General features: G+C 46.0%; 18 protein-coding genes. 15 read left to right on the top strand and 3 right to left on the bottom strand.

Going from position 1 to position 25,051, the window contains the following annotated elements; translation table 11 throughout:
- Positions 1-12: 12 nt before the first annotated feature.
- From Q1A08_RS08540 to merB, 8 genes are all read left to right on the top strand, one after another.
- The gene (locus Q1A08_RS08540; RefSeq protein ID WP_299771835.1) at positions 13-1,809 is read left to right on the top strand and encodes an EAL domain-containing protein; all 1,797 of its coding nucleotides are present in this window, start codon (positions 13-15) and stop codon (positions 1,807-1,809) included.
- Positions 1,810-1,844: 35 nt separating this feature from the next.
- Positions 1,845-5,783 carry a response regulator gene (locus Q1A08_RS08545; protein WP_299771837.1) on the top strand — a complete coding sequence of 1,313 codons (3,939 nt, stop codon included), beginning with the start codon at positions 1,845-1,847 and terminating at the stop codon, positions 5,781-5,783.
- Positions 5,784-5,834: 51 nt separating this feature from the next.
- Positions 5,835-6,668, top strand: coding sequence for a CheR family methyltransferase (locus tag Q1A08_RS08550; RefSeq protein WP_299771839.1), 834 nt, complete (start codon positions 5,835-5,837; stop codon positions 6,666-6,668).
- A 207-nt stretch (positions 6,669-6,875) separates the two neighbouring features.
- The gene (locus tag Q1A08_RS08555) at positions 6,876-9,347 is read left to right on the top strand and encodes a M1 family metallopeptidase (RefSeq protein WP_299771841.1); all 2,472 of its coding nucleotides are present in this window, start codon (positions 6,876-6,878) and stop codon (positions 9,345-9,347) included.
- Positions 9,348-9,438: 91 nt separating this feature from the next.
- Positions 9,439-9,981: a DUF6702 family protein gene (locus tag Q1A08_RS08560; protein WP_299771843.1), complete on the top strand. Its 543-nt coding sequence runs from the start codon at positions 9,439-9,441 to the stop codon at positions 9,979-9,981.
- A 262-nt stretch (positions 9,982-10,243) separates the two neighbouring features.
- Positions 10,244-11,575, top strand: a complete 1,332-nt coding sequence (locus Q1A08_RS08565; RefSeq protein ID WP_299771845.1) for a hypothetical protein — start codon at positions 10,244-10,246, stop codon at positions 11,573-11,575.
- 266 nt (positions 11,576-11,841) lie between these two features.
- The gene (locus tag Q1A08_RS08570; RefSeq protein ID WP_299771846.1) at positions 11,842-12,240 is read left to right on the top strand and encodes a thioesterase family protein; all 399 of its coding nucleotides are present in this window, start codon (positions 11,842-11,844) and stop codon (positions 12,238-12,240) included.
- 4 nt (positions 12,241-12,244) lie between these two features.
- The gene (merB, locus tag Q1A08_RS08575) at positions 12,245-12,943 is read left to right on the top strand and encodes an organomercurial lyase (RefSeq protein ID WP_299771848.1); all 699 of its coding nucleotides are present in this window, start codon (positions 12,245-12,247) and stop codon (positions 12,941-12,943) included.
- Between the two features lie 251 nt (positions 12,944-13,194).
- Here the strand turns inward: merB and Q1A08_RS08580 are convergent, their stop codons facing one another.
- On the bottom strand, positions 13,195-14,502 hold the full coding sequence (locus tag Q1A08_RS08580; protein ID WP_299771850.1) for an amino acid permease: 1,308 nt from the start codon (positions 14,500-14,502) through the stop codon (positions 13,195-13,197).
- A 492-nt stretch (positions 14,503-14,994) separates the two neighbouring features.
- On the opposite strand from Q1A08_RS08580, the gene Q1A08_RS08585 reads away from it, so the two are divergent.
- Together Q1A08_RS08585 and Q1A08_RS08590 are read left to right on the top strand one after the other, a co-directional pair.
- Complete coding sequence (locus Q1A08_RS08585; RefSeq protein ID WP_299771852.1) at positions 14,995-16,395, top strand: amidohydrolase; 1,401 nt, start codon at positions 14,995-14,997, stop codon at positions 16,393-16,395.
- Positions 16,395-17,621 carry a hypothetical protein gene (locus Q1A08_RS08590; protein WP_299771854.1) on the top strand — a complete coding sequence of 409 codons (1,227 nt, stop codon included), beginning with the start codon at positions 16,395-16,397 and terminating at the stop codon, positions 17,619-17,621. Before Q1A08_RS08585 ends, Q1A08_RS08590 begins: the two co-directional genes overlap by 1 nt.
- 164 nt (positions 17,622-17,785) lie before the next feature.
- Here the strand turns inward: Q1A08_RS08590 and Q1A08_RS08595 are convergent, their stop codons facing one another.
- On the bottom strand, positions 17,786-19,177 hold the full coding sequence (locus Q1A08_RS08595) for an aminotransferase class I/II-fold pyridoxal phosphate-dependent enzyme (protein ID WP_299771856.1): 1,392 nt from the start codon (positions 19,175-19,177) through the stop codon (positions 17,786-17,788).
- 97 nt (positions 19,178-19,274) lie between these two features.
- Between Q1A08_RS08595 and Q1A08_RS08600 the strand changes: the two genes are divergently transcribed.
- The 5 genes from Q1A08_RS08600 (at position 19,275) to Q1A08_RS08620 (ending at position 23,626) form a co-directional block, all read left to right on the top strand.
- Positions 19,275-20,678: a PLP-dependent aminotransferase family protein gene (locus Q1A08_RS08600; RefSeq protein ID WP_299771858.1), complete on the top strand. Its 1,404-nt coding sequence runs from the start codon at positions 19,275-19,277 to the stop codon at positions 20,676-20,678.
- Positions 20,679-20,812: 134 nt separating this feature from the next.
- Positions 20,813-21,217, top strand: coding sequence for a hypothetical protein (locus tag Q1A08_RS08605; protein ID WP_299771860.1), 405 nt, complete (start codon positions 20,813-20,815; stop codon positions 21,215-21,217).
- Between the two features lie 164 nt (positions 21,218-21,381).
- The gene (locus Q1A08_RS08610; protein WP_299771861.1) at positions 21,382-21,600 is read left to right on the top strand and encodes a DUF6500 family protein; all 219 of its coding nucleotides are present in this window, start codon (positions 21,382-21,384) and stop codon (positions 21,598-21,600) included.
- Positions 21,601-21,876: 276 nt separating this feature from the next.
- A complete protein-coding gene (locus tag Q1A08_RS08615; protein WP_299771863.1) occupies positions 21,877-22,815 on the top strand; it encodes a class I SAM-dependent methyltransferase in 939 nt (312 codons plus the stop codon).
- Between the two features lie 79 nt (positions 22,816-22,894).
- Positions 22,895-23,626: a hypothetical protein gene (locus Q1A08_RS08620; protein ID WP_299771865.1), complete on the top strand. Its 732-nt coding sequence runs from the start codon at positions 22,895-22,897 to the stop codon at positions 23,624-23,626.
- Between the two features lie 51 nt (positions 23,627-23,677).
- Here Q1A08_RS08620 and Q1A08_RS08625 read toward each other — a convergent pair whose 3' ends face one another.
- Positions 23,678-25,015, bottom strand: coding sequence for a DUF1302 family protein (locus tag Q1A08_RS08625; RefSeq protein WP_299771867.1), 1,338 nt, complete (start codon positions 25,013-25,015; stop codon positions 23,678-23,680).
- Between the last annotated feature and the right edge of the window lie 36 nt (positions 25,016-25,051).

Consider the following 25,051-nt stretch of genomic DNA (forward strand, 5'->3'; position numbering starts at 1 on the left):
GGAGAGGCGTTAATGGAACCGATTCCAAAAATACTCGTTACGGATGATGTGGCCGCTAATCGAATCGCGATGCGCAAGCTGCTTAGGCGTCATGATGTTGAGGTCTTAGAGGCCAGTGACGGAAATCAAGCTTTGCAGCTTGCGCTCACAGAGCCTGATATTGCTTTGGCGCTGCTGGATGTACAGATGCCCCAGATGACGGGATATGAAGTAGCTACTTTATTGAGGCAAGAAAATCGTACACATCATATTCCCATTATTTTTCTAACGGCAGTGGCGCGGGATGAAAGAAATGAGCTAAATGGTTACAAATCTGGGGGGGTGGATTATATCCACAAGCCTATCGATGCTGAAATTCTACTGGCGAAGGTTGCTATCTTTGTAGAGATGTGGCGCATGAATTCCCGTCTGCATCAAGAGGTGGCGTTTCGAAGAGAAGCCGAAGAGAAGATTCGCCATCTGGCTAAGCACGATATGCTGACTCGCTTACCGAATCGCAGTCAACTTTTAGACAATATAAACCAAGGCGTTGCTCGTGTAGATCGATATGGTGGCAAGTTGTCGGTGCTGTTTTTAGATCTAGATGGCTTTAAACCTGTCAATGACATTTACGGGCATGAAGCTGGGGACTTTGTCTTAAAAGAAATTGCCAGTCGATTAAGAAACATGATGCGTCCTACAGACACTGTCGCCCGCTTTGGTGGCGATGAGTTTGTGATTCTAATGACCGATGTGCAAGATCGCGACTGCATTATTCCCAAACTGCAAGCGATAATCTCTGCCTGTGCTAAGCCTATTCATTGGCTTAATCATAAACTAGAACTGAGTATTAGCTTGGGAGTGTCGATGTACCCAGGTAATGGTGCTGATGCTGCAGAGCTAATTAAATCTGCGGATAGCGCCATGTATCGGGCAAAGGAAGCGGGTAAGAACTGCTTTCGTTTCGTTGTTGACGGCCAAAGCGAAAGCGAAAAGCAGTATAAGTCAATGTCGGCCTATTTAGAGCGAGCTATTGAGAAACAGGAAATGTTCTTGCTGTACCAGCCCATTCATTGTGTCGGAACCTTAGAAGTTGTAGCTGCGGAAGCTTTGCTGCGTTGGCAGCACCCAGAACTGGGCATGATAGAACCGGCTACTTTCGTGCCGGTGGCGGAGTCCAGTGGAGTTATTGACCGTATTGGTGATTGGGTTATAACCGAAGCACTCTCTGATTCACTGCGTTGGTGGAATGAAACACAGCAGAAAGTTCGGGTGATGGTTAATGTCGCTACCGCACAAATCAGTGAAAATGGATTTAGTGGAAATGTTAATGACTTTCTAAGCCCAGTGTTGGCTACTGTCGGGGAATCGGTTTCCGTAGATGAGCTGGATGACTTTCTCGGAGTCGAAGTAAAAGAGAAAATTCTTGCGCGCCCCTTTGATTCCGTTAAACAGCAGCTTGGTAACCTCAAACAATGTGGTATTGGCGTTTCTGTGGATAACGTCGGAGCTGATGTCTCAGCGCTAAATTATTTGAAAAATAATTTAGCTTCCCAGCTAAAAATTGATCGCGCGGTCATTAAGGAAGTGCCTGGTAATGAGGCTCAAGAAAAAATTGTTAAAGCGGTGATGGCAATTGCTCACATCTTTGATATGAAGGTAATTGCCACTGGCGTAGAGTCCAAGGAACAGTACGACTTCCTTAGGGAAATTGGCTGTGATTATGTACAGGGATTTTACTTTAGCCCGGCTATCAGTAATGAAGAATTTAAGACTTATATATGCGGCTCAAATGAGCTAGAAAAAGCTTGTGCTTTGGAGCATAAATAATTTTTTGCTGACTTATGTAAAGAGCTATTAGTTTTATGAATAGGTTGAAAGTTACCCTCATATTATCATTTTTCTTGATCGCCATCTTGCCTTTAGGGGCGTTGGTATACATTAGTAGTGCTGTTTACTCCGATATTATTCATAAAGAGGTTGGTAATTCGCTATCAGCGATTGCGAACCATAAGCTAACACGCTGGAAAGACTATGAGCATCAGCAGCGTCAAAGAATAAAACTGGTCTCTAGATCCAGCGCTTTACGTAACAATGTAAAAGATCTTAGGCGCCTATTCGAAAGCGGACGTGAAGTGGCCCTGGAGGACTCCAAAGAAAGCAAAGTTATTCGCAACATAGTGCGGGATATAAAATCCGTAGCAGGCTTCAGAAGCTTCTACCTACTAGATCCCAATGGAACAGTTCTTTATCAAGATGCCTACAATAACAACGCAGGCTATAGTATTTACGAGGGCAGGTATCAAGGCGAGGGTTTACAAAAACTCTTTGATCGAGCCTTAAACTCCTCTGAACCGGTGATGTCTCCTTTTGTTGAAGATGTAAATTATCCGGGCACGTTCACCTTTTATATTGCCATGCCCATCATGGATGGAGCATCGCTGACGGCTATTATTGTAGAGCAGTTCGATAACCGAGAATTGATCAATATCGCGCAAGACTACACCGGCATTGGAGAGACCGGTGAAATTGTTTTTGCGACTCAATATGAAGGATCTGCCTTATTAATGGCTCCACTGCGCCATGTCAAAGGGGCGACTTACAAAAAACGTATTGAGATGAGCGGGAAATGGGCCAAGCCTATTCGTGAAGCCCTAGCGGGCAACAGTGGCGTTGAAGCTTCCCTAGATTATCGCCCAGTTCCGGTACTTGCTGCTTGGCATCCAATTGAGTCGGCCGGTATTGGCATGGTTGTGAAAATGGATGAGGCGGAGGCATTTAGTCAGCTTGAAGCTCACAGTCGAGACATTCTTGTCCTTCTAGCCACCGCAATTGTCATTGTGGGAGTGGCGGGATATTTTCTTGCCCTTCGCATCGTACAACCTGTAACTGAAATGGTGCGAAGTGCAAAGCAAATTGCCAAAGGTAATTTAGATCAAAAAGTGCCGGATTCAAAGTGGTATGAGTTTAGCCAGTTGGGCAAAGCTCTGAATGCTATGGTAGATAACCTGAAAGAAACCATTAGCTCGGTAGAATCAGATCTTTGGTACAAAAACAGTATGGCTCGGCTTTCAGAGGTCTTGGGTGCGGATCAATCTACCCAGGTGCTTTCTAGAAATGTCATAAGAGTTTTATCAGAGCAGCTAGAAGCGCAAGCATCAACAATCTACTTCTATGTTGGAGATCACCTAGAATTAATTGGTCACTATGGAATGGGCGAGGCGCCCGAGCTTGAAGCCTTGGTGTCGACTGAACAAGGGCTTATCGGTCAGTCGATTCAAGATAGAAAAACTATAGTGGTTAATTCAAACGGTGATTCTGAAATAAAAATGGTTGTTCGCACCGGAACCCAGCAAACCGTCGCTAACTCCTTAATGATTGTGCCTTTGCTTTATCATGGCCAAGTTGTTGCTTTGATTGAGCTAGCTTGGTTGGGTAGTCCCCATGAGCGCACCGCAGAGCTTATTGATTACTCTTCAGAGAGTATTTGTCTTGCTTTGATTGCCGCCGAGCAGCGCGTGCAAGTCCAAAACATGTTGGAGGAAAGTCAGGCGCAAACCGAAGAACTGCAGGTGCAGCAAGAAGAGTTGAGAGTAGCCAATGAAGAGCTTCGAAAAAAAGGTATTGAGCTAAGAGTACAAAGTGAAAATCTTCGCACTGCTAAGGAAGAAACCGATCGCCAAGCTAGAGAACTTGAGGCCGCCAGTCGCTACAAATCTGAATTTTTAGCGAATATGTCTCATGAGTTGCGTACCCCCCTAAATAGCTTACTGATTCTAGCGCGATCTTTGATGGACAATGAAGATGGTAATTTAGGTGAGGATGAAGTCGAATCAGCGGCAGTTATTCACGATAGTGGAAAACACTTGCTTGGCCTAATTAACGACATCTTGGATATTTCTAAGGTGGAATCAGGCAAGATGCAGCTTAACGTTGAAGCTGTTAGTGTCTCAGATTTGCTTTTGTCGGTGAAAACTCGATTTGACCATATGGCAAAAGAAAAAGGTTCAGAGTTTGTTATCGAAGCCGATAGCGATGTGCCTGCCCAAATTCATACCGACGGCGCAAAATTGAACCAAGTGCTTATTAATTTAATTGGTAATGCTATTAAATTTACTGAGCAGGGTTTAATTAAATTACGTATTCACGTTTCACCGGGTATTGCAGGTGATAATAATCTAAGCTTCTCTGTCGAAGATACCGGTATCGGCATCCCTGAAGATAAACTGCAAACTATTTTCCAAGCTTTTCAGCAAGTTGATGGCTCTATCAGTCGAGTGTATGGCGGTACCGGTTTGGGATTGTCTATTGCGCGCAAACTAGCCGAGGTGTTGGGCGGAGACATATCTGTAAATAGTGTGGTAGGTCAAGGCAGCTGTTTTAGCTTAGAGATTCCTCTATCTGCATTGGCTGCATCTAATGGGCCGCAGAAATCAGCACCAACTTCGGTAGTCATGTTGCAGCAGGAAGTTGCCAAGGTTCCACAGAATGCAGCTGGTATCCATAAAGATGATCGCCAAAATCTACAGCCAGGCAAGCCCTTGCTACTGATCGTAGAAGATGATGAAAAATTCTCTGACATCCTATTGCAAGCTTGCCATCAACAAAATTGTCAGGCGATTGTCGCGGCCGATGGCGAATCCGGTATAGCGATGGCCGAGCAATACCCCATACAAGGGGTGATTTTAGATTATATGCTTCCCGGTTTAGATGGTAGCGACGTTTTGGCTGCGCTTAAATCCACAGCTGCGACCCAAGATTTACCGGTGCATGTATTTACGGCTTTAGATGGCTTATCGGATATGCAGATTATGGGGGCAGTGGGTAAGTCATTAAAACCATCTTCACCAAGCGAAATCAAGACGGTAATTAGCCAGTTGGTGAATCCAGATGTCACTCAATTGAAAATGTTGGTAGTAGAGGATGATCATGCCACCTTCCTCGCTCTAACGCGGTTATTGCGTATGGAAGGTGTTGCGCTCAGTCAAGCGAGATCAGGCCAAGAGGCTGTTGAGTTATTGCGTGAAAAAACCTACGACGGCGTCATACTTGACCTTGGGCTGCCTGACACAAACGGCTTCGATTTATTGCAGCAGCTTGATGACGACGATAAAGCTGATTTGCCCCCTGTGATTATCTATACGGGTAGAGACTTAAGCTTAGAGGAACAAGATAAGCTTGGACGCTTTACCCAGCAAATTGTTATTAAATCGGATGATTCAGCAGAGCGTATGTTAGAAGAAATCCATACCTTTGCCAGTTTAGTATGTCGTAGTAATGAAATTGAAAAAGAGCAGCAAAGTACACCAGTTGATATTGAAAGCGAAGAAGCATTAAACACTAAAGAGTTGAGCGATCAACAATTGGTAGCCAATGCTAAACCCGCGATTCTAAAAAGTGATGAAGATATCGATTTGGATGGCCGCACCATTCTTTTGGTGGACGACGATATGCGTAACACCTTCGCGCTAGCGAAGGTACTGCGAAAGAGAAATATGGTAGTGCACCTAGCTCCAGGTGGTGCAGAGGCGATCAAGCTCTTGCAGGAAGAAGAGGGCATCGAGCTTGTGTTAATGGATATTATGATGCCGCAAATGGACGGCTACGAAGCCATGCGCCGTATCCGTGAGATTGAAAACCTGCAGAGTATTCCTATCCTAGCGCTAACCGCAAATGCTATGAAAGGCGACAAAGAAAAATGTCTAGAAGCGGGTGCGAACGATTATTTGCCTAAGCCCATTGATGTTGACCGCTTGCTAGTGCTAATGCAAATGTGGCTACCGGTTGAAGAGCAACCAGTTTAGTAAGTGAAGTTGGGCTACTTTTAATAAATGACATTAAGCAATCGAGTAATCATGGACAATGTTCAACTTGGTCAAGAGGAGTGGAGAGAAGAACAGCGAGAGATTTTAGCCTTTATTCAAAGTGAACTCGGCTGGAGCTACGAAGGTTACTCGATGGCCTCCCTGGAGCGCCAAATAACAAGAGTAGCTCGCGATCTATGTGATGGCGATAGTCTCGCCCTGCTGCGTTGGCTGCAGTTTGAGCCAAAAAAAAGGGCCCGTTTATTAAGAGATGCACTCACCGTCAATGTCACTGATTTATTCCGCGACCCTGAATTTTATCTTGATTTAAAACAGCAGTGCTTCGGCTATCTATCAGAATTCCCCCGTCTTAAAATATGGGTTGCTGGTTGCTCTACAGGGGAGGAAGCCTTTTCCCTCGCCATTATGTTGCATGAGGCGGGCTTGCTTAAGCGCACAGAAATCCTGGCGACAGATTTAGACTTTGCCTGCTTGCGGCAGGCTCGTAGCGGCGTGCTGTCTGGGCCTTTTGCTAGGCAAGAGGCTGAGCGCTATCGTAATGCTGGTGGACAGGCCAGCCTTCTAGAGTATTTCAGTTTGAGCTATGGCTTGTCTAAACTTCGCCAAGAATTATTGGATCATATCCATTTTGCCCAGCATGGTTTGCGTGGCTTTGCACCCGGCGAGCAATTCCATATGGTGCTATGTCGAAATGTGATGATCTATTTTGGGCCGAATTTAAAGGGCAAGGTTCTTCAAGGCTTTTATAAGTCCCTGATACCTCGTGGCTATCTCTGCTTGGGCAATAAAGAAAGCATAGAGTTTCCAGACGGTGTAGAGCTGCGCCAGATCAGTCGCCATCGTATCTATCAACTACAGCGTTAGCTGTACAAAAAACAACCTTTCAGTAGTTTGTCTCATCGATTGTGCAACTTACCTCAATATTGAGAAGTGCTCCCGCGCGCCCCTTCCATCTGTCATGTATTAATCCTAGAATGTCCGGTTTTGGTGGTTTAGGGTCATAAGCTCAAAGCCATCACTTAACAGGGCTTACCCAGCCTGATCCTATTAACCTAATTGAGTCTATCATCCATGAAAAAAGCAACTTTGCTTTCCTGCCTATTATTGGCTGGTTTTGGTAGTCAGCTATCAACAGCGGCTATCTCCCAGACTAAGGGCGATTTTGAAGACAAATTCCGTCAGTTAGACGAAGTGCTACCTACGCCAAATATCTACCGCAACGCGGCTGGCGAGCCGGGCCAGCAGTACTGGCAGCAAGAGGTGGACTATAAGATCAAGGTTAAGCTTCTAGAAGACAAACGTCGCATTGAAGCTAGCCAGAAGGTTTATTACAAGAACAATTCGCCTTACACCCTGAAGTATCTATGGGTTCAATTGGATCAGAACAAGTTTAAAACCGACTCTATGGCTGAGATGACTACCGCATTTGCCGGTATCGGCCGTCGCGGTCCTTCAACTAAGGCCGCCAGCAGTGGTGCACCTGCCAAGCTAAGCTTGGCCGAGCTGCGTCGTCACCAGTTTATGGAAGACAATGAACTGGGTTATATCATTAGCAACGTAAAATCTTCCGGTCGCAATTTGGACTACACCATCGTAGGCACCAATATGCGCATCGATCTGGCTAAGCCATTAAAGCCAGGTCAGAGCACTCAGTTCGATTTGGATTTTGCTTTCAATATCGTTGAAGAGAACGCGGTTTGGGCTCGTGCTGGTTATGAGCACTTCCCAGATGATGCACGCGAAGGCGGTAACGATATTTACCTGCTAGCTCAGTGGTTCCCTCGTATGGTGGCTTACACTGATTACGAAGCTTGGACTAACAAAGAGTTCTTAGGTCGCGGCGAATTCACCTTGGAATTTGGTGACTATGAAGTAGAAATGACGGTTCCTGCGGATCATATCGTATCTTCTACCGGTACCCTACAAAACGCTAGCCAGGTGTTGACCGCTAAGCAGCGCTCTCGCTTGAAAAAAGCAGAAACCGCTAAGCGCCCTGTATTTATCGTGACCGAAGAAGAAGCTTTGGAAAACGAAAAAGAAGGCACCAGCAAAACCAAAACCTGGAAGTTTAAAGCCGATAATGTACGTGACTTCGCTTGGGCCTCTTCCCGTAAGTTTATGTGGGATGCTAAAGGCTATAAGCAGGGTGGTAAGGTACAAGACCATGTAATGGCCATGTCTTTCTACCCGAAAGAAGGTGGCGATCTGTGGAAGAAGTACTCGACCGAATCTGTAGTTCACACCATGGAAGTGTACTCACGCTTCTCCTTTGATTATCCGTATCCGGTAGCACAATCCGTTAACGGTCCTGTAGGTGGTATGGAATACCCAATGATCACCTTTAATGGCCCGCGTACCGAGCTGCAAGATGACGGTAGCCGTACTTATTCTCAGGCGGAAAAGCGCTTCTTGATTGGCGTGGTGATTCACGAGATTGGTCACATCTATTTCCCAATGATCGTAAACAGTGACGAGCGTCAGTGGACTTGGATGGACGAAGGCTTAAACAGCTTCCTTGATGGTGTTGCCGGTCGTGAGTGGGATCCAACGATTCCTTGGGGTGTAGAGCCACGCGATATCGTAGATTACATGAAGTCTTCAACCCAAGTGCCTATCATGACGCAATCCGATTCGGTATTGCGCCTTGGCCCGAATGCTTATACCAAGCCTGCTGCCGCGCTGAATATTTTGCGTGAAGTGATTCTTGGTCGTGAGTTGTTCGACTTCGCCTTTAAAGAGTATTCACAGCGTTGGATGTTTAAGCGTCCTACCCCTGCTGATTTCTTCCGTACCATGGAAGAAGCTTCTGGTGTGGATCTAGATTGGTTTTGGCGTGGTTGGTTTTACTCGACCGATCATGTAGATATTTCTTTGGATCGTGTTTACAAGCTACGCTTGGATACCCGTGACCCAGATATCGATTTTGCCCGTCAGCGTAAAGAAGAGCAGGATAAGCCAGAATCTTTCTTCAATATGCGCAACAAGGCTGAAGGCCGCAAATTGTGGGTAGATATCAACAGCGATGTTAGCGATTTCTACGACGATAACGACCGCTTCACTGTGACCAACAAAGAGCGCAATAAATACAATAAGTTTATTGATGGCTTAAAAGATTGGGAGCGTGAAACCCTAGAGCGCGCTGTTAAAGAAGATAAGAACTACTATGTTCTAGACTTCTCGAACAAGGGTGGTTTGGTCATGCCTATCTTGCTGCAATTGCACTTTACCGATGGCACTACTGAAGATCAGTACATTCCTGCAGAAATCTGGCGTCGTACCCCGAAAGCCGTGAAGAAGCTAATTGTTACTGATAAAGAAAAAGAGCTAGAGCGCGTTGTGGTTGACCCGCACTGGGAAACTGCGGATGTGGATAATGAAAACAACCATTACCCGCGTCGTATTATCCCTTCACGTGTTGAGGCTTTCAAAACTAAGAAGCGCTCTGGCAAGGTTAATCGCGATATCATGCAAGATATTAAGACTGAGCTAAAGACCGATGAAGACAAGGACAAGAAAGACGGCGAGAAAAAAGACGCTGAATAATTCTTGAACTTTTCTTAAAATCCAAGGCCCCTGTATAGATGCCCTTAAATGGTGTTTATACCGGGGCTTTGTTTTTGGTGGAGGAATTTAAATGAGTACTTTACTTCGAGCTTGGCTTGCTTTGCTAATGCTTGGACTGGCAGCTACGGCCAGCGCACACCAGCAAAAGGCAGGCATTACAGATGTGCTGTTTAATCAGCGCAGTGGCAAGCTAGAGGTGGCCCATCGGTTTTATTTACACGATGCTGAGCATGCCATTAAGCATTTATTCGGCAAGGGCGCCGATATTCATAATAACAAAGCCACCCAGCAGCGCTTTGCTGACTACCTGAGTAATAGCTTTGAGGTACGCGGTGCTGATGGTGAGGCGATCAACTTAGAGACTTTGGGTTTTGAAATAGATGGCCGCTTTATCTGGGTATACCAGGAAATGGATTTACCGGCGGTAATGCCTGAAGAGCTGTGGTTTAAGCAAGATGCTCTGCGTGCGCTTTGGAGTAAGCAGATTAACACGGTCAATCTAGAAGCTCGTAACCTAAAAGGCGCCAGAATTGGTGCTGGTAAGGCCCAGAGCTTAAGCTTTAGTGCCAACGACGATTGGAAGTCTATCGCGCTACCTAAAAGCTGGAAGTAAGCTCCTTTTACGGCGGCGAATCCTTGCCGCCTGCTCGTGGTGGTGGCCAGTGTGCCAAACAATCGCTGCCGCTATTGCCCCTCTGTCATTTCCTCTTTCTGTTCTTTTATAGCTAGTTCATTGTTTTATATGCCAATTTTTTGCTGGCATAGGCTTTGCACTGTTCTTTGAGCAAGAGTTATCAAACGAGTAGCGATGTAAGTGATCTGTGCCGCTAGGTGCACAGGTTTGTCCGTTTTTATAGATGCAGGCTTCCACGATCATGAGTAATGCCCAGTTGCAGAGTGCTGAAACCAGTGCCTCAAATAGTGCTAGTGAATCCGATTCCAATGCCAATGCCATTATGGGCTTGGCCCAGTTAATGAGCCGTGTTTTTGCTGGCGAAGACTTAGCCTTGGAGGCTCAGCAGTTGCTGCAGCGAGCGGGTGAGGGCGATGCTATCGCTCTGATGGATCTTTCGGTGTTACTGCAACTGCGTGGCGACGAGGCAACGGGCGTGGCATTACAGCAAGAGGCGCTGAGCATTCAACAGCACTTTCAGTTAATTCCTAAGGTGCCCCAAAGCCCATTGAAGGTATTGGCCTTGATGGCCCCCGGTAATCTGATGACGAATACGCCGCTGGAGTTTTTGGCCGAAGGTGCTGGTTTTCAATTGGATTTTTTATATATCAGCCCAGATTTACCGCGACCACTGTATTTACCTGAGCATGATGTGGCTTTTGTCGCTTTAAGCGAGTTAGAGCGCAATCGGGAAAGCCTAGATCTTATCAATCCTATGATTGCTGACTGGCCACGCCCAATTCTAAATAAGCCAGATGCTTTGTTATGCATGGGGCGCGATCAAATTTCCTATCGTCTTCAAGATATGTGTGGCCTTGATGTGCCGATTAATGCCATTGTGAGTCGAGATCAATTGGCTTATCTATGTATCCATCCGGGTGAGCTAAAGCAAGTTTTATCGGATGCCGAGTTTCCGCTGATTGTTAGGCCTTTAGATTCCCATGCGGGTAACGATTTAGCTTGTGTAGAAGATGCAGCTGCTTTGTTAGAGTACTTACAGTCTACGGCGGGTGAATTATTTTATCTGGCCCGCTTTGTAGATTATCGCAGTACAGATGGGCAGTTCCGTAAGTACCGTATTATGCTTATTAATGGCGAGCCTCATTTGGCCCATATGGCGATTTCCGATCATTGGATGGTGCATTATTTAAATGCTGGGATGATGGAAAGTGAAGTTAAGCGTAAAGAAGAAGCCGATACCATGGCGAGCTTTAGTCAGGGTTTTGCGGAAAAACATCGTGCAGCCTTGCGTAAAATTTATGAGGTTTCAGGTTTAGATTATTTGGGAATTGACTGCGGTGAATCTCCGAATGGTGATTTGTTGGTATTTGAGGTGGGGGCGTCGATGAATGTGCATGCGATGGATCCGGTGGATATCTTCCCTTATAAGCAGCCACAAATGCAGCGTTTGTTTACGGCCTTTGAATCGATGATGTTGGGCGAGCATTTGAACTTCCGTATCGCACGTCGTCGGGCCGCTGCGCCGTTTTCTGAGCCGCCGCGTGGGGAGCCTGGGCAGGCAGTGGGTGGTTAAATTTGATTGTTGGTGCCTATAGATCGGCGAAAAGTGGGGGCTAGGCTGTGGAACGAGCGGTGGCCCTCCGGGCTTCCCTCCATCACAAAAAAGCCTCGCAAAAAGACGCGAGTCTTTTTTACTCCTTCGGCACTCGCTCTTTATTGTTCCACAGCTTAGCCCCCACTTTTTACCTCGTTCATGAGGCGCTTAGTGGTTTGCTTGGTGGTTCTGTTATGATGGTTGGTCACAATGATTAGCTAGCTTGAAAAAATACAGAGTTCACAATGCACCAAATCCCCATCCTTCCTCGCTCTTCCGAAACCAACTCCGGTGGCCATATTGGCGCTACAGCTCTTTCTGTGTGGTTTGAAGAGGGTTGCCAGGCCTTTATTGTGCACATATTGCCTGGCTTCGATTTTAACTATTTTATGGCCCGTACCGAACAAAACTTTCTGCGTGAGATTTTTCATGGCACTGAGGTTTCTGTAAGAAACTATGTCCATAAGATTGGCAACAGCTCAGTCTCTATCGGTCATCAGGTATGGCAGAATGACCAGTTGTGCTCAGAGGCGATCTCAGTGGTTGTTTATGTCAGCCGAGAAAGCAATAAGCCGGCGCCGTTGCCTGACTTTGTTCGTGAAACCTTGCAGAAGCATCTTAAGCCAGAAGAATCTGATAATTGATACGATGAAATCGAACCCTGTAGAGCTAAATAATTCGACGCTGCACTACTTCGTGATGAGTCATATTGTTGAGCATGGCTATGCTCCCAAAATCGATAGTATTGCTCAGCACTTTTCTGTTTCAAGCTCAGATACCATAGCGGCCCTGAAGGCTTTAGAGGACTATCATGGGGTTGTTTTGCACCCTAAGTCATCAGAAGTTTGGGTGATGCATCCTTTTTCGACTGCCCCAACAGGTTTTTGGATCGAATCAAATAATGGCAGTTGGTGGGGGAATTGTGCATGGTGTTCTTTAGGTGCTGCGGCTTTGTTGGGTTGTGATTTAACGATTACCTCTACCTTGGGGGGAGAGGCCAAACAAATCCGTGTTGAGATAATAGATGGCCAGATTAAAAACGAGAATTTGTTTATTCACTTTCCGATCCCCATGGTAAATGCTTGGGATAATGTCACCTATACCTGCAGTAAAATGCTTATTTTCGATTCAGAAGCTGAAGTTGATAGCTGGTGTAAAAGACATGATACGAATAAAGGCGATGTGCAGCCCCTCAATAAAATTTGGGAGTTTTCAAAGGTCTGGTACGGCAGCCATTTGAGCCCAAATTGGACAAAGTGGAGTGTTGAAGAAGCTAAAGAAATCTTTCAGCGATTCGAGCTGCATCATGCGGTATGGCAGATGCCTTCACAGGCTGGAAGGTTTTAGGAAGAAGAGCTGCGACTGCTGGATCAGTAACTTCTCGAAAATTGAATTTTAGTAGAGACTATTCGCTTTGCTTAAACAGTCTGCAATGTTAGGTAAAAGGGCGGCTAGGTTTCTGGAACAATAAAGAGCGAGCGCCGAAGGAACAAAAAAGACTCGCGTGTTTTTGCGAGGCTTTTTTGTGATGGAGGGAAGCCTGGAGGGCCGCCGCTCGTTCCAGAAACCTAGCCGCCCTTTTACCGATCGTTCGCCACTTAACTTTCTTCTCGACCGCCTTGAATCCTCTTGGTCAACCAATAAAATCCAAAGCCAATAACTATCAAAACGGCACTCATATAAACCTGCTGGGTTTTATAAATTGCTATATAACTCAAGCTCCATAACATCAAGCTTAAATACACAACAGCCGGTATCGGAAAAAACGGCATTTTAAATGGCCGCGCTAGCTCAGGTTCGCGGCGACGAACAACAAGCAAGCCGATTACGGTAAGCACACTGTTTAGGCTTAGGGTAAAGCCCGCGAAAATTAAAATACTCTCAAAACTGGCGCTCACTATAAACAGCGCCGTTACTATCGCCTGAACGATAATTGCGATGCTGGGGATACCTTGCTTATTGGTTTGCCCTAGCTTTCTAAATAGCGGGTAATCTTGGCCAATAACCTGCAAAACTCTAGGCCCCGCCATTAGCATGGCGCTTACTGTAGAGATTAATAAAATAGCCAGTATGCAGGCCATGATCATGGCGCCGCTTTCACCATAAGCGGCCTTGGCTGCGATATAGCCGATTTCAACCTTGCCTTGTAAATCTTCCATAGGGGCGAGCAGTAAGAAGCTGCCGTTTAATAACAAATATAAAATGACCACTACGATAGTGCCCATCAGAAGTGAGATGGGAATGTTTCGTTGCGGGTTTTCTATTTCGCTACTTAGGTAGGTGACGGCATTCCAGCCGGTGTAAGCGTAGTTCACATAGATAAGTGATACCGCAAAAGCTGCGGTGCCCATCAGTTGGCTGTCGCTTAGTTGGGGCGCAAAGCTGATGTTTTGTAAGCTCGGTGCTAGGGCCAATGCGCTGATGCAGAAGCCTAAAATAAGTGCGACTTTGATTAAGGTAAATAGGGTTTGGAATTGCCCAGAGCTGCTGCGTTTTATACTGTGCACGATAGTAATAACGGCGAGCAAGGCCAGTGCGCATGTCTGCGGATTTAATGTTGGCCATATGGCGGCTAGATAATTACCGAAGGTGAGGGCAACCAGTGCCGAGGGGGCCGCGAAGCCTACGGTGGCTGATATCCAGCCGGATACAAAGCCAGCAGAGGGGTGAAAAATTCGGCTAAGAAAGTGATACTCTCCGCCAGATCTTGGCAGGCTGGCTGCGAGTTCTGAGTAGCATAGGGCGCCACAGAAGGCGATGATGCCGCCGATTAGCCATAACAGTAGGATGGCGAAGGGCGATTGAATATCGACAAGTTGGAATCCTAGGCTGGTGAATACGCCGGTGCCAACCATGTTGGCGATGATGACGGCGGTGGCGGTTGGGGTCTTGAATAGTTGTGTCATAGTAGTGTTTTTATTATTGGTTTTTTCTGCACTGTAGCATGTTGTGTGTTGATGCGCAGTGCTTGCTTCTTGATATAGAGATAGTGAATCGTGAGGCGGCAGAAGGTGGGGGCTAGCTCTTGGAACGATCGGCGCTCTTTCTTTATTGTTCCAGGAGCTAGCCCCCACCTTCTGCTAACAACCGTTGAGATTATAAATATGTGGATCGCTGGCCGAGAAAAGGCGGGGTAGAAGCTCCGGAACGAGCGGCGACCCTCCGGGCTTCCCTCAGTCACCAAAATGCCTCGCAAAAGGACGCGAGTCATTTTGCTTCATTCGGCGCTCGCTCTTTATTGTTCCGGTGCTTCTACCCCGCCTTTTCCCTACATCAGTGATAGTCTAAACAAGCTGAAATGAGCTTATATGTCGGTAAAGTCGTGAAAATTGGCTGAGTGTATGGCTGTGTCTTTCGTTGTAAAACTATAACAACTCAAACTCTAGCAGGATAAATTTATGCCTAAGTATTTCCGGCGTGCCTGTTTGGCGGTTTCTATTGTGAGCCTTATGGCTTGTAATGGAGATAGGCCAAGTAAGGCGGTCAGCATCAATAAAAACCCATTCCCTTCTACCTATGAAGCCATGCCAAGCAGTGATGTGATGATTCGCAATGCAACGGTATTGCTGGGCAATGGCGAAAAGCTAGAGCAAGCCGATGTGTTGATGATCGGTGGCAAGGTTGACGCTGTAGGTAAGGGCTTGGTGCTGCCAGCTGGTGCCGAAGAGTTAGATGCCAGTGGCAAATGGGTAACGCCGGGTATTATCGATGTGCATTCGCACCTAGGGGTTTATCCAAGCCCTTCGGTTGAATCTCACCAAGATGGTAATGAGGTAACCTCGCCGGTTACCGCCGAAGTGTGGGCCGAGCATGGCGTGTGGCCTCAAGACCCAGGTTTTAATCGCGCTCGTGCGGGTGGTATCACCACCTTGCAGCTATTGCCGGGTTCCGCCAATTTGATCGGTGGCCGTGGGGTTACTTTGCGCAATGTGCCAGCCACTACCATGCAAGGGATGAAATTTCCGGATGCACCCTATGGTTTGAAGATGGCCTGTGGTGAAAACCCCAAGCGTGTTTACGGTAAGAAAGGTGTAAGCCCATATACCCGCATGGGTAATGTTGCGGGCTATCGTGCCGCTTGGGCTAGCGCTTGGGAATATAAGCTAGCTTGGGATGACTACAATGCTGGCCATATAAAGAATGCCCCAGAGCGTGATTTACAAAAAGACACTTTGATGGGTGTGCTCAATGGTGAGATCTTAATTCACAACCACTGTTATAAGGCCGAAGAAATGGCCATGATGATTGATGTGGCCAAAGAATTTAATTATCACGCAGGTACTTTCCACCACGCGGTAGAAGCTTACAAAATCGCTGATCTGTTGGCAGAAAATCAAAACTGTGCCGCTATGTGGCCAGATTGGTGGGGCTTTAAAATGGAAGCCTTCGACATGGTGCAAGAAAACGTCGCCATGGTGGATGCGGGTAAAGGTAAAGATGCCAGCAAGCTAGGTTGTGCCATTGTGCATTCCGACTCAGCCAGTACCATTCAGCGTCTAAACCAAGAGGCCGGTAAAATTTTATATCGCAGCCAGGAAGCTGGTTACGATTTAGATGAGGCTGATGCTATTCGTTGGATTACCTTAAATGCTGCGCGCTCCTTAGGTATTGCCGATAAAACCGGAAGCTTAGAGATTGGCAAAAATGGCGATGTGGTTATTTGGAACCAAAACCCATTTAGCGTTTACGCTAAGGCTGAACAGGTCTTTATCGATGGCGCAAAGGTTTACGACAGAGAAGATCCTGCTTTCCAAGCGCAAAGCGATTTTCTATTAGGCCAGCCAGCAGGAGATAAGTAATGAGAGCATTAAACAAAACACGCTTAGCCTGTACGGCATTTGGCCTGCTGGCAAGTGCCAGTGTGTTGGCAGAAACTGTGGCGATTAATGGTGTGAAGTTTTACGGTGAAGGCTTGGCGCCTAAAACCGATATGAATGTATTGATTGAAGATGGTGTTATTCGTGAGCTATCCGATCAATCACTCAGCGCCGATACCGTTATTGACGGTAAAGGCAAGGTGCTAAGTGCCGGTTTTATTGCGGTAAACAATAAGTTGGGTTTAACCGAAGTTAGTGCTGTTCAAAAGACCTCGGATTTTTACGAGGAAAAAGGCGGTTTCTTTTTTGATCCAAGCTTGGCGTTTAATTATCAATCATTGCTAATCCCTTACACTCGTAAAGGCGGTATTAGTCATGCCGTAGTGGCGGGTAGCTCTAAAGGTGCATTTGAAAGCCGAGCCTTTAGTGTGGATCTAAGTGCAAGCCCCGAAAGCCGCCTTAAAGCGGATACTGCCTTGTATTTTACCTTAGGTGGTAAGGGCAAAGGCTCGCGCGCGAAAGACTTGCAAGATCTGCGCAAGAAATTAGAAACTGCCAAAAAGCCTGTTTCTAAAAGCGCCAAAGCAAAGCCAGTAAAAGACGATATCAAAGTGGTTAAGCGTTTATTGGCTGGTGACTTCCCGCTAATGGTTAAAACTGATCGTCCGGCGGATATCCTTCAGTTGCTTAAACTAAAAGAAGAGTTTGGTTTTGCTTTGGTGATTGCCGGCGCTGCTGGCGCCATCGATGTGGCCGAGCAATTAAAGCAGCATAAAGTAACCGTCTTGGTATCACCGTTGCGTAATCTACCAGAAGGTTTTGATTCACTGCATCAGCGCCTAGACAATGCAGCAAAGCTGCATAAGGCTGGGGTAGAAATTATCCTAACCGAATCAGATAGTCATAATCTACAGCAACTGCGCTACCATGCCGGCAACGCCGTAGCTCACGGCTTACCTCATGATGTAGCGATCCGTGCACTAAGCAGCGTGCCCGCCAAAACTTTTAAACTTGGTGATGGTTACTTAAAAGTAGGCAGTCGCGATATTGTGCTATGGTCCGGCGATCCGCTAGAGCTAAGCAGCCGCGTATTGAATATGTGGATCGATGGCAAGCCAGTAAGCACCCGCGCCCGCCAAGATCTACTGCACGAACGCTATCAGCAAAAAGGCGATAAGCCAGCGGCTTATACTAAGCCGAGTTTGTGAGTTAAAAATTGCTGAGTTTTTCAAGTATCACTTTTAAACTGCACCGCAGCGCTAAGCTGTGGTGCAGTTTTCAATGTGGGTGTTACTTCTTAAGCGCACCGCTTGTTACATGGTGCATTAAATGAAAGCTCTCTAAAGTATCAAAAAACTGCGCGGAAATTGTATTAGACTAAGTCCTTGCCTGTTAAAGATTTCAGGGCATTGCACACGATTTTTACGTCCTTCATTGATGTTTGCCAATTACTAAACGCCGCTCTGATAGCTGCCTCTCCCTGCCAAATTCCCGGGGTCATATATACTTTTCCCGTGGAATTAATTTTTTTGAGCGCGATTTTAACTTCTTTATCTCTTGATCCTACTGGGCGGAAAACAACAACATTAAGTTTGCACTCTACTAAAAGCTCATAGTCATTCGAATCAGAGATCCATTTTGCTAAGGCCAGGGCTTGGGCACAGTTTTTTTCTACAAGTTGTTGGTATCCATTTTTTCCGTAAGCCAATAGCGACATCCATACAGGTAGTGCTCTAAAGCGCCTAGAGTTCTCAATGCCTCGATCCATAAATGCGGGCAAGGTATTATCAATGTCTAGGTATGGTGCTGCAACAGAACAGGTTTGCTGCAGTATTTTAGGATGTTTACAAAAAAATATACCGCAGTCATAGGGTACATTCAGCCACTTATGTGCGTCAGCCGTGATCGAATCAGCTAGTTCGATTCCTTCGGTCCAATGCTTACAGCTAGGCATCAATCTTGCAAATAACCCAAATGCTCCGTCAACGTGCAGCCAAGCCTTGTGAATTTTACATAGTTTCGAGATCTCCCTTAAATCGTCGAAATCTGTTCCAGTCACTGTACCTGCGCTTGCTACGACAATCTTACCTTTACTTTTACTTTGTTTGAGCATGCTTTTTAGTGCATTGGTATCCATTTTTTCGCTGTTGGGTAGGCACGGAACAAAAGTAATCGCATCACGCCCTAGACCTGAAAAACTAAATGCTTTTTGCATGCTGGCATGAGGTGTGGCCGCGAAAACTTCTATTTCAGATCCCGATAATCCAGCTTTGGCAATATCCAAATTTTGTTGCGATCCGGCATGTTGTCTAGCGCAGAGAGCGCCTAATACATTAGAGGCCGTCGCCCCGCTAGTTAGAATCCCCTCGAAGGAGCTGGGTAGCTCGAACAGTTCGAGTAGCCATGATGCAGCTTGTAGCTCGACTTCAGTTGCTATGGAGTCACCCGGTGCAGCGACATTTTGATCTGTCGCGGCTACAAGCCAATCTGCCATTATCGATGCTGGGGTTGCTCCGCCCGTAACAAACCCGAGATAGCGAGGCCCCGCTGATGCGCTTAGTTGTGGCGCGATATGAGCGGTGAAATCATCGAAAGCTGATCTGGCGCCGTTTCCGTTTAACGCCAGCATCCTTTTAGGCAAACCGCGGCCAGTTGAAGCCGCGACCGGTCGATTTTTAAGTTCAGCCTGGAATTGACTGCTCCATTGAGCAACATCTCTGGCAAGGCCTTCGAAATTCGCCGCATCTTCTTCTAATTGAGCCACGATAGATATCTCCTAATTTGTACCATGTTGTCAATTTATTGTATTCTCGGCCTGAAAAGATAACAGATACAAAAATGAGATAATAAAAGGATACAGATTGGCTTATCGTTATCGAGAGCTTGCGGCTCAACTGATTAGTGACATAGAGAGTAATAGGTTAAACGACGGCCAGCGATTGCTTTCTGTTCGGCAGCAGAGTCAGCAGCGCGGCGTTAGTATTACAACGGTCAAAAAGTGTTACGAATTACTTGAAGCCCAGGGCTTCCTTATCGCAAAACCTAAATCTGGGTTCTATGTAAGACGACCTAGCGATCGATCCGGTAGTCTAGATTTTCCTGCGATCGAACCAGTGGGAAGGCCAATCAACAAAGCTGAGTTGCTTGCTGAAGTTCAGCATTCGGCTGGTAATCGAGAGAGGATTCCTTTTGGTACAGTGCAATTGGCAGCGGAATTGATACCTAAAGAAAACCTTCAGCGCAGCTTGATTCGTATTATAAGACGATCAACCCAAGAGGAATTGATGTACGGCCCAGCTAGTGGCCAGCCCTGCCTTAAAAATGCGCTCTGTGAACACTTCAGTAGTGATGGCTTAAATCTATTGCCCGAAGATATTATGATCACTAATGGTTGCATGGAGGCAATTGCTCTTGCAGTCGAAGCGGTAAGTAGCGCCGGAGATAATATAGCGATAGCCTCGCCTTGTTTTAGTGGGCAGCTGCAGCTATTAGCAAGTTTAGATAGGCAAGTATTAGAATTGCCCTCTACTGAAGCAGGTATCGATCTCGATAGATTAGAAGCCGTTATGGTTAGTGGCCAGGTAAAGGCGTGCTTACTTACAGGGTGTAATCAAAACCCGCTGGGCTACAATCTTTCAGTGGAAGACAAACAACGGATTGCAGCCATGGCGAGTAAATATGACTGCCCTATCATAGAGGATGATGTATTCGGTGAGTGTGGTTTTACAACTAAGCGCCAATTGCCAATCAAGGCCTGGGATAAAACCGGACATATCATTTGGTGCAGTTCATTTTCCAAATCGCTTATTGCCAGCTATAGGCTTGGTTGGTGTGCGCCGGGTCGCTTTTTAAAGCAAGTGCACGACACACTTTTATCACGCAGCCTTTCTGTAAATACCCCTCTTCAACTGGCTATGGCTGATTTTATTCGCTGTGGAGAATATCGGAGACATTTGGCAAATCTGCGCTTAGCTCTACCGGTACAGGTTAACAGGATAAGGCAGAGTGTAATCAAACATTTTGGCCAAGAAGTCCGAGTCTCAAATCCTACAGGAGGCTATTCCCTATGGGTGCAGCTTCCAAAGGGTTGCGATGGTATTTCTATCTTCGAGGAAGCTGCACAACAGGGCATAAATATTGTTCCAGGGGTGATATTTACTGCGGGTGATATTTATAAAAACTGTATTCGCCTGAATGCTGGAAATCCGTGGAGTGAAAAACTCGACCTTGCGATCTCGAAACTTGCAGAGATCGTTAAGGCGTAGCCGGTATGTCAATGGCCCAGTCGTTATTGGATTAGCTATTTGAAGATAGATCTGCGCTCAAAAAACACATGCCCAAAACTCCATATAATGTTACATTATAACGTTATCGTTAAATCTTATATTGGAGCATTACTATGGATCAGGCCTTGTTGCATTGGCTTTGGAATAATCGCCGAATTGTGGGCTTATTGGCGATTATTGTATGTGTTGTGGCCTGGACCACAGAGTTAACTGGCCTGGTGTATGTCTGCCCATATTGTCGCGCTCAGCGTACGATTATTGGCATACTAGGTTTGGCACTAATGCTGCCTAACCCAAGACACTGGATAAACCTCTATCTAGCCAGCACCATCGCAGCTTTTGGCTTCTTTGTGGCAGCCCATCAGCACTTTAATGGTTGGAAGAAAATAATGGGCGGCACCTTTGAGTGGGGTGAGGTCTGGTATATCAATTCTTGGTTATTGTCTGGCTGCGCTATTTTTATGATTTCAGGCTTGTTGTTGTTGATTTGGAGTGTGCCTAAGAAGTCCACTGAATAGGCAAAGAGCATAGCCGCCGCGTTTTAATGCTGGCTCCGAGTCAAATAATGCCGGCTTAAGGCGTATGCAAATGCCAGTTTGCTATGCTGCCGGCTTTTAAGCCTAGACAAGAAGTGAATGGTAATAAATCAATCTAGGCTTTTTTAATAATCTTAAGGAATCAAATGCGGGACAACCTTCGCCAAAAAATAATCGCAGTTTGTGATAAAAAAATAGAAGCTAAAGGTGAAACGGTGGGCTTGTCATTTTATGCGTTTTTTGAAAACAAAAATAATGACCCAGACTTACTTATGGAAGCTGCCACCTGGTGGATACAAACCCATCAATTGGATCATTTCGAAAAGGCTGCCAAGATCAAGGGTATGGTCGAAGCAGGGCTCTGAGTGGCCTTGTTAGTCAATAGCACTTAATCAACGGAGTCGAGATAAGGCCGAGTGAACTGTATGTGCTTTGTCTTAGCTGTGTCTCGTAATAGTTAGTCGCTGTCTCAATACCCTCAGATAAACACGGCTCCAGAAATAAGCCGCTAAGCTGCATAAATATTAAGATATGTACCTTATAATATCGCAGAAGCCTTATTTGCCACTAGTTCTATGCCAAATATAAACTAGTAGCTCAGGGCGTCTTTGCCGTTTTCTTCAAAAGTATGATATTGAGCTATGCCACATCCACTGCAACAAGAAATCACCCAAAACCTAAGCAAGCACCCAGCGCAGGTCTCCCGTGTATTCCATGGTAGAGGTAAATTCTTTCCGTCTTTGGACGAGTTGAATGTGGAGTGGTATCCGCCGGTGCTGTTTGTGCAGTGTTATGAAGATGAATTAGCCGATGAGGCTAGGGCAGCTTTGCAGGCGGTGTTTGAAGAGCATGACTTTATCGAATCTGTCATCTTGCAAGCCCGCCCTTGGCCTGATGTGGAAAACGAAGTGCTTTTCTCGCGCAGTTCAGCTGAGCAGCAGCTGCCTTTGGAATTCGATACGGTGCTGGCCGAGGGTATACAGTGCCAGGTAAATATCGGGAAGAACCGCAATACTGGTGTATTCCCCGATATGCGCAGTGGCTGGGCCTGGTTGCAGGAGCATGCAGCCGATAAGCGAGTACTCAATTTATTCTCCTACACCTCCATTTTCTCTCTATTTGCTTTGCATGGTGGCGCCAAGAAAGTCGTGAACGTTGATATGTGTGGCAGCGCTACTAAAACTGCTCAGTATAATCACGAGCTAAACGCGATGTTGGATGAGCGAGTGTCTATCTGGAAGAAGAATATTCTTAAATCCAATAGCCAAATCGCCAAGCAATCAAAGTTCGATATCATCGTATTAGATCCACCACCTTTCCAGAAGGGCTCCTTCCGAGGATGGCCCGATTATCAAAAGCTGCTTCGCCGCTGTTCTAATTACTTGCGCGAAGGCGGGGTAATCCTCGCGGCACTCAATAATCAGCAGGTTACTTTTAGTGAGTTCGATCGCGATATTCGCGAGACCATTGAAAATGTAAAAAGTATTAGCCAGTTAGAGTTGGCTGATGAAATTAAGGAGCTTGAGCCTGAAAAGGGGTTAAAGCTAGCCTTGATAGAGCTTCATTCTAAATGTGAGTAGCAAGTATGCTATCTGGGACTTCAACTGAGCTGTAAGCTTCTTTAACTCAAGTGCTTTTGATGGATAAGGATTGTTGATCATGCGAACTTTTTTCCAAGCTATAGTGATGCTTCTCTTTCTGGTATCGATGAAGAGTGAAGCGCTATCTTGTACTTACCGTACAGACACAATTATTGGCAAGTGCAGTAAAAGTAGCTGTGAGAAGGTGCTCTATGTCGCTTATGAAAAAGCTTGGGGGCCTTGTGGCCAACGACCAGTTGTTTTAGAGGCGCCGATTTGGGCTAAGCCTGTATTGGAAGGAGAGTTAAGTGAGCTGGATAGCTTTGAAGGAATTAGAATGGTCCAACTTACCTTAAATTGGAGGTTCTGGTTGTGGTCTGGTCAAAAGAAAGGCCTAGAGGCTTATAGGGAAGTAAAGTCGGAGGGAGGACGTATTGAACCTGGTGATATTAAATTTTTGAGCGAGAAAAACCTCAGTGAGCTAAGGTCAAAGTGGGAAAACCTGGAGGAAAGAGAATACTATAAATACACGCTTATCAGAGCGATAGATTGGACTTTGCTGGCACTTTCCATCGTGCTGCTTGCATACACTGTGAAATGGTTTTGTCGTATTTTAAACTCTTCAAAAACGAATCTCTATTTAGCCCTCATTGTCTTTCTGCAGATTGTTTGGTTTTTGTTAGCAGTTGGTCCTACGTTAGTATTTGTTTATTCTGTCTTTTCGTTAATCGCACTAGTGATTCCTTTCGCATTGTTTTTTGAATTGGGGTATTCGATACGTTACTGGTGGCGGAAACGTTATTCTTCTTGAAGGCGGAATCGTATTCACCCCTAGAGATGTGGAGACGAAAGGGCGAATCCGTTAAAAATTATACTCAAGCCCCACCGTCATCCTACTGGCTTCCCTAAACTGCCCATACAGCCCTTCTCTATCCCCATAAAAAATATCCATGCCGGTTTTTAGGGTGATGGCATCGTCTAGGTAGTATTTGGCTGATAGCTGTAGCGAACCATCGGATTTGTCTAGGTCGTGAATGATTAGGCCTTCTAAAATGACGGTATCGTTTAGCAGCTCTTGGCGGGCTAGTAGGGTGGCGCTGTTGTATGTTTGGTCGATATCTCCTGAATCTAGTAGTGCGCTTACAAACAGTTGGCCGCTAATTAAGGTATTGGCACTGAGTTGATAATCTAGGCCTAATACGCTGCTGATTTGATCGAACTTTTCTGTTTTGTTAAGTGTGTTTAAGCCTGGCTTGTTGTTTACCAGTTGATGCTTATTAGTTTGATAGGCCAGTTCGCTTCTAAAGGTGAGTTTGTCAAAGGCGTTAGAGGCGCTGCCGCCAAGGAGTAATGAGCGTTTATAGCTGGGGCTTAAAATCAGCTCGCTACCTAGTTTGCTATCTACATTAATCGCGGCACTATCATCGTAAAAATAAAACGCATTGAGCGACCAGTCCCAGCCTTGGCTAAAGCCGCTAAGGCGCAAAGCATAATCGTCATCACGGATAAATCGATTAGGGCGATCGCTTGGTTGTTGTATTACGGTGCCCCGAAAGCTCTCGGATAGGGCTGGTACTAATCGCGGTGATGTGGGTTTAAAGGGGCCGTCATTTGGGCTGTCGTTATAGCTGTGATCGGGCAGCCAGATGAATTCTGCGGTGATATTCGCAAAGCTATGTTCTAGCTTGGCCATCCATAGGGCAATGCGTCTGTCTTCGATATCTCCCAAAATAAACTCGCGATAATTTAAGGGATTAATCTGATCCAGTACGCGCAAACCGTCGGCTTGGCCCCATACCACGGTTTGCTTGCCGATACGAAGGTAGCCATTATCGGTAAAGATATCGGCGTAGGCTTCCTTGAGTTCTAGTTCTATATTACCGCCAATAAAACTGCGCCGATTGATATGAGAGCGGCTATCGCCTTGATTATTTACTGTACCTTGCTCAAGCGCCTGACTTGAGAAGGCTCGTATTCTAGCTGAAACAAAATAATCAATACCATCATTTAAGCGGCCAGATAGTTCCGGCTTATAGCTGATTTCGGCTAATTGAGTTTCGCCTTTATCAAAGCCCAGTGCGTAGCGTATATCTAGGCTATGCCTAATATCGATCTGGCTACTTGCCCCAAGGCTTTGAGAAAGCGCTTTGTTGGGCAACATTAATTGCGCAGACAGAAAAACAGCAATTAATGTTGCCACAACAAAGCGTACCCCCAAAAGGAGGGGGCTAAGCGC

It is taken from the genome of uncultured Pseudoteredinibacter sp., from assembly GCF_947500695.1.
GTDB lineage: Bacteria > Pseudomonadota > Gammaproteobacteria > Pseudomonadales > Cellvibrionaceae > Pseudoteredinibacter.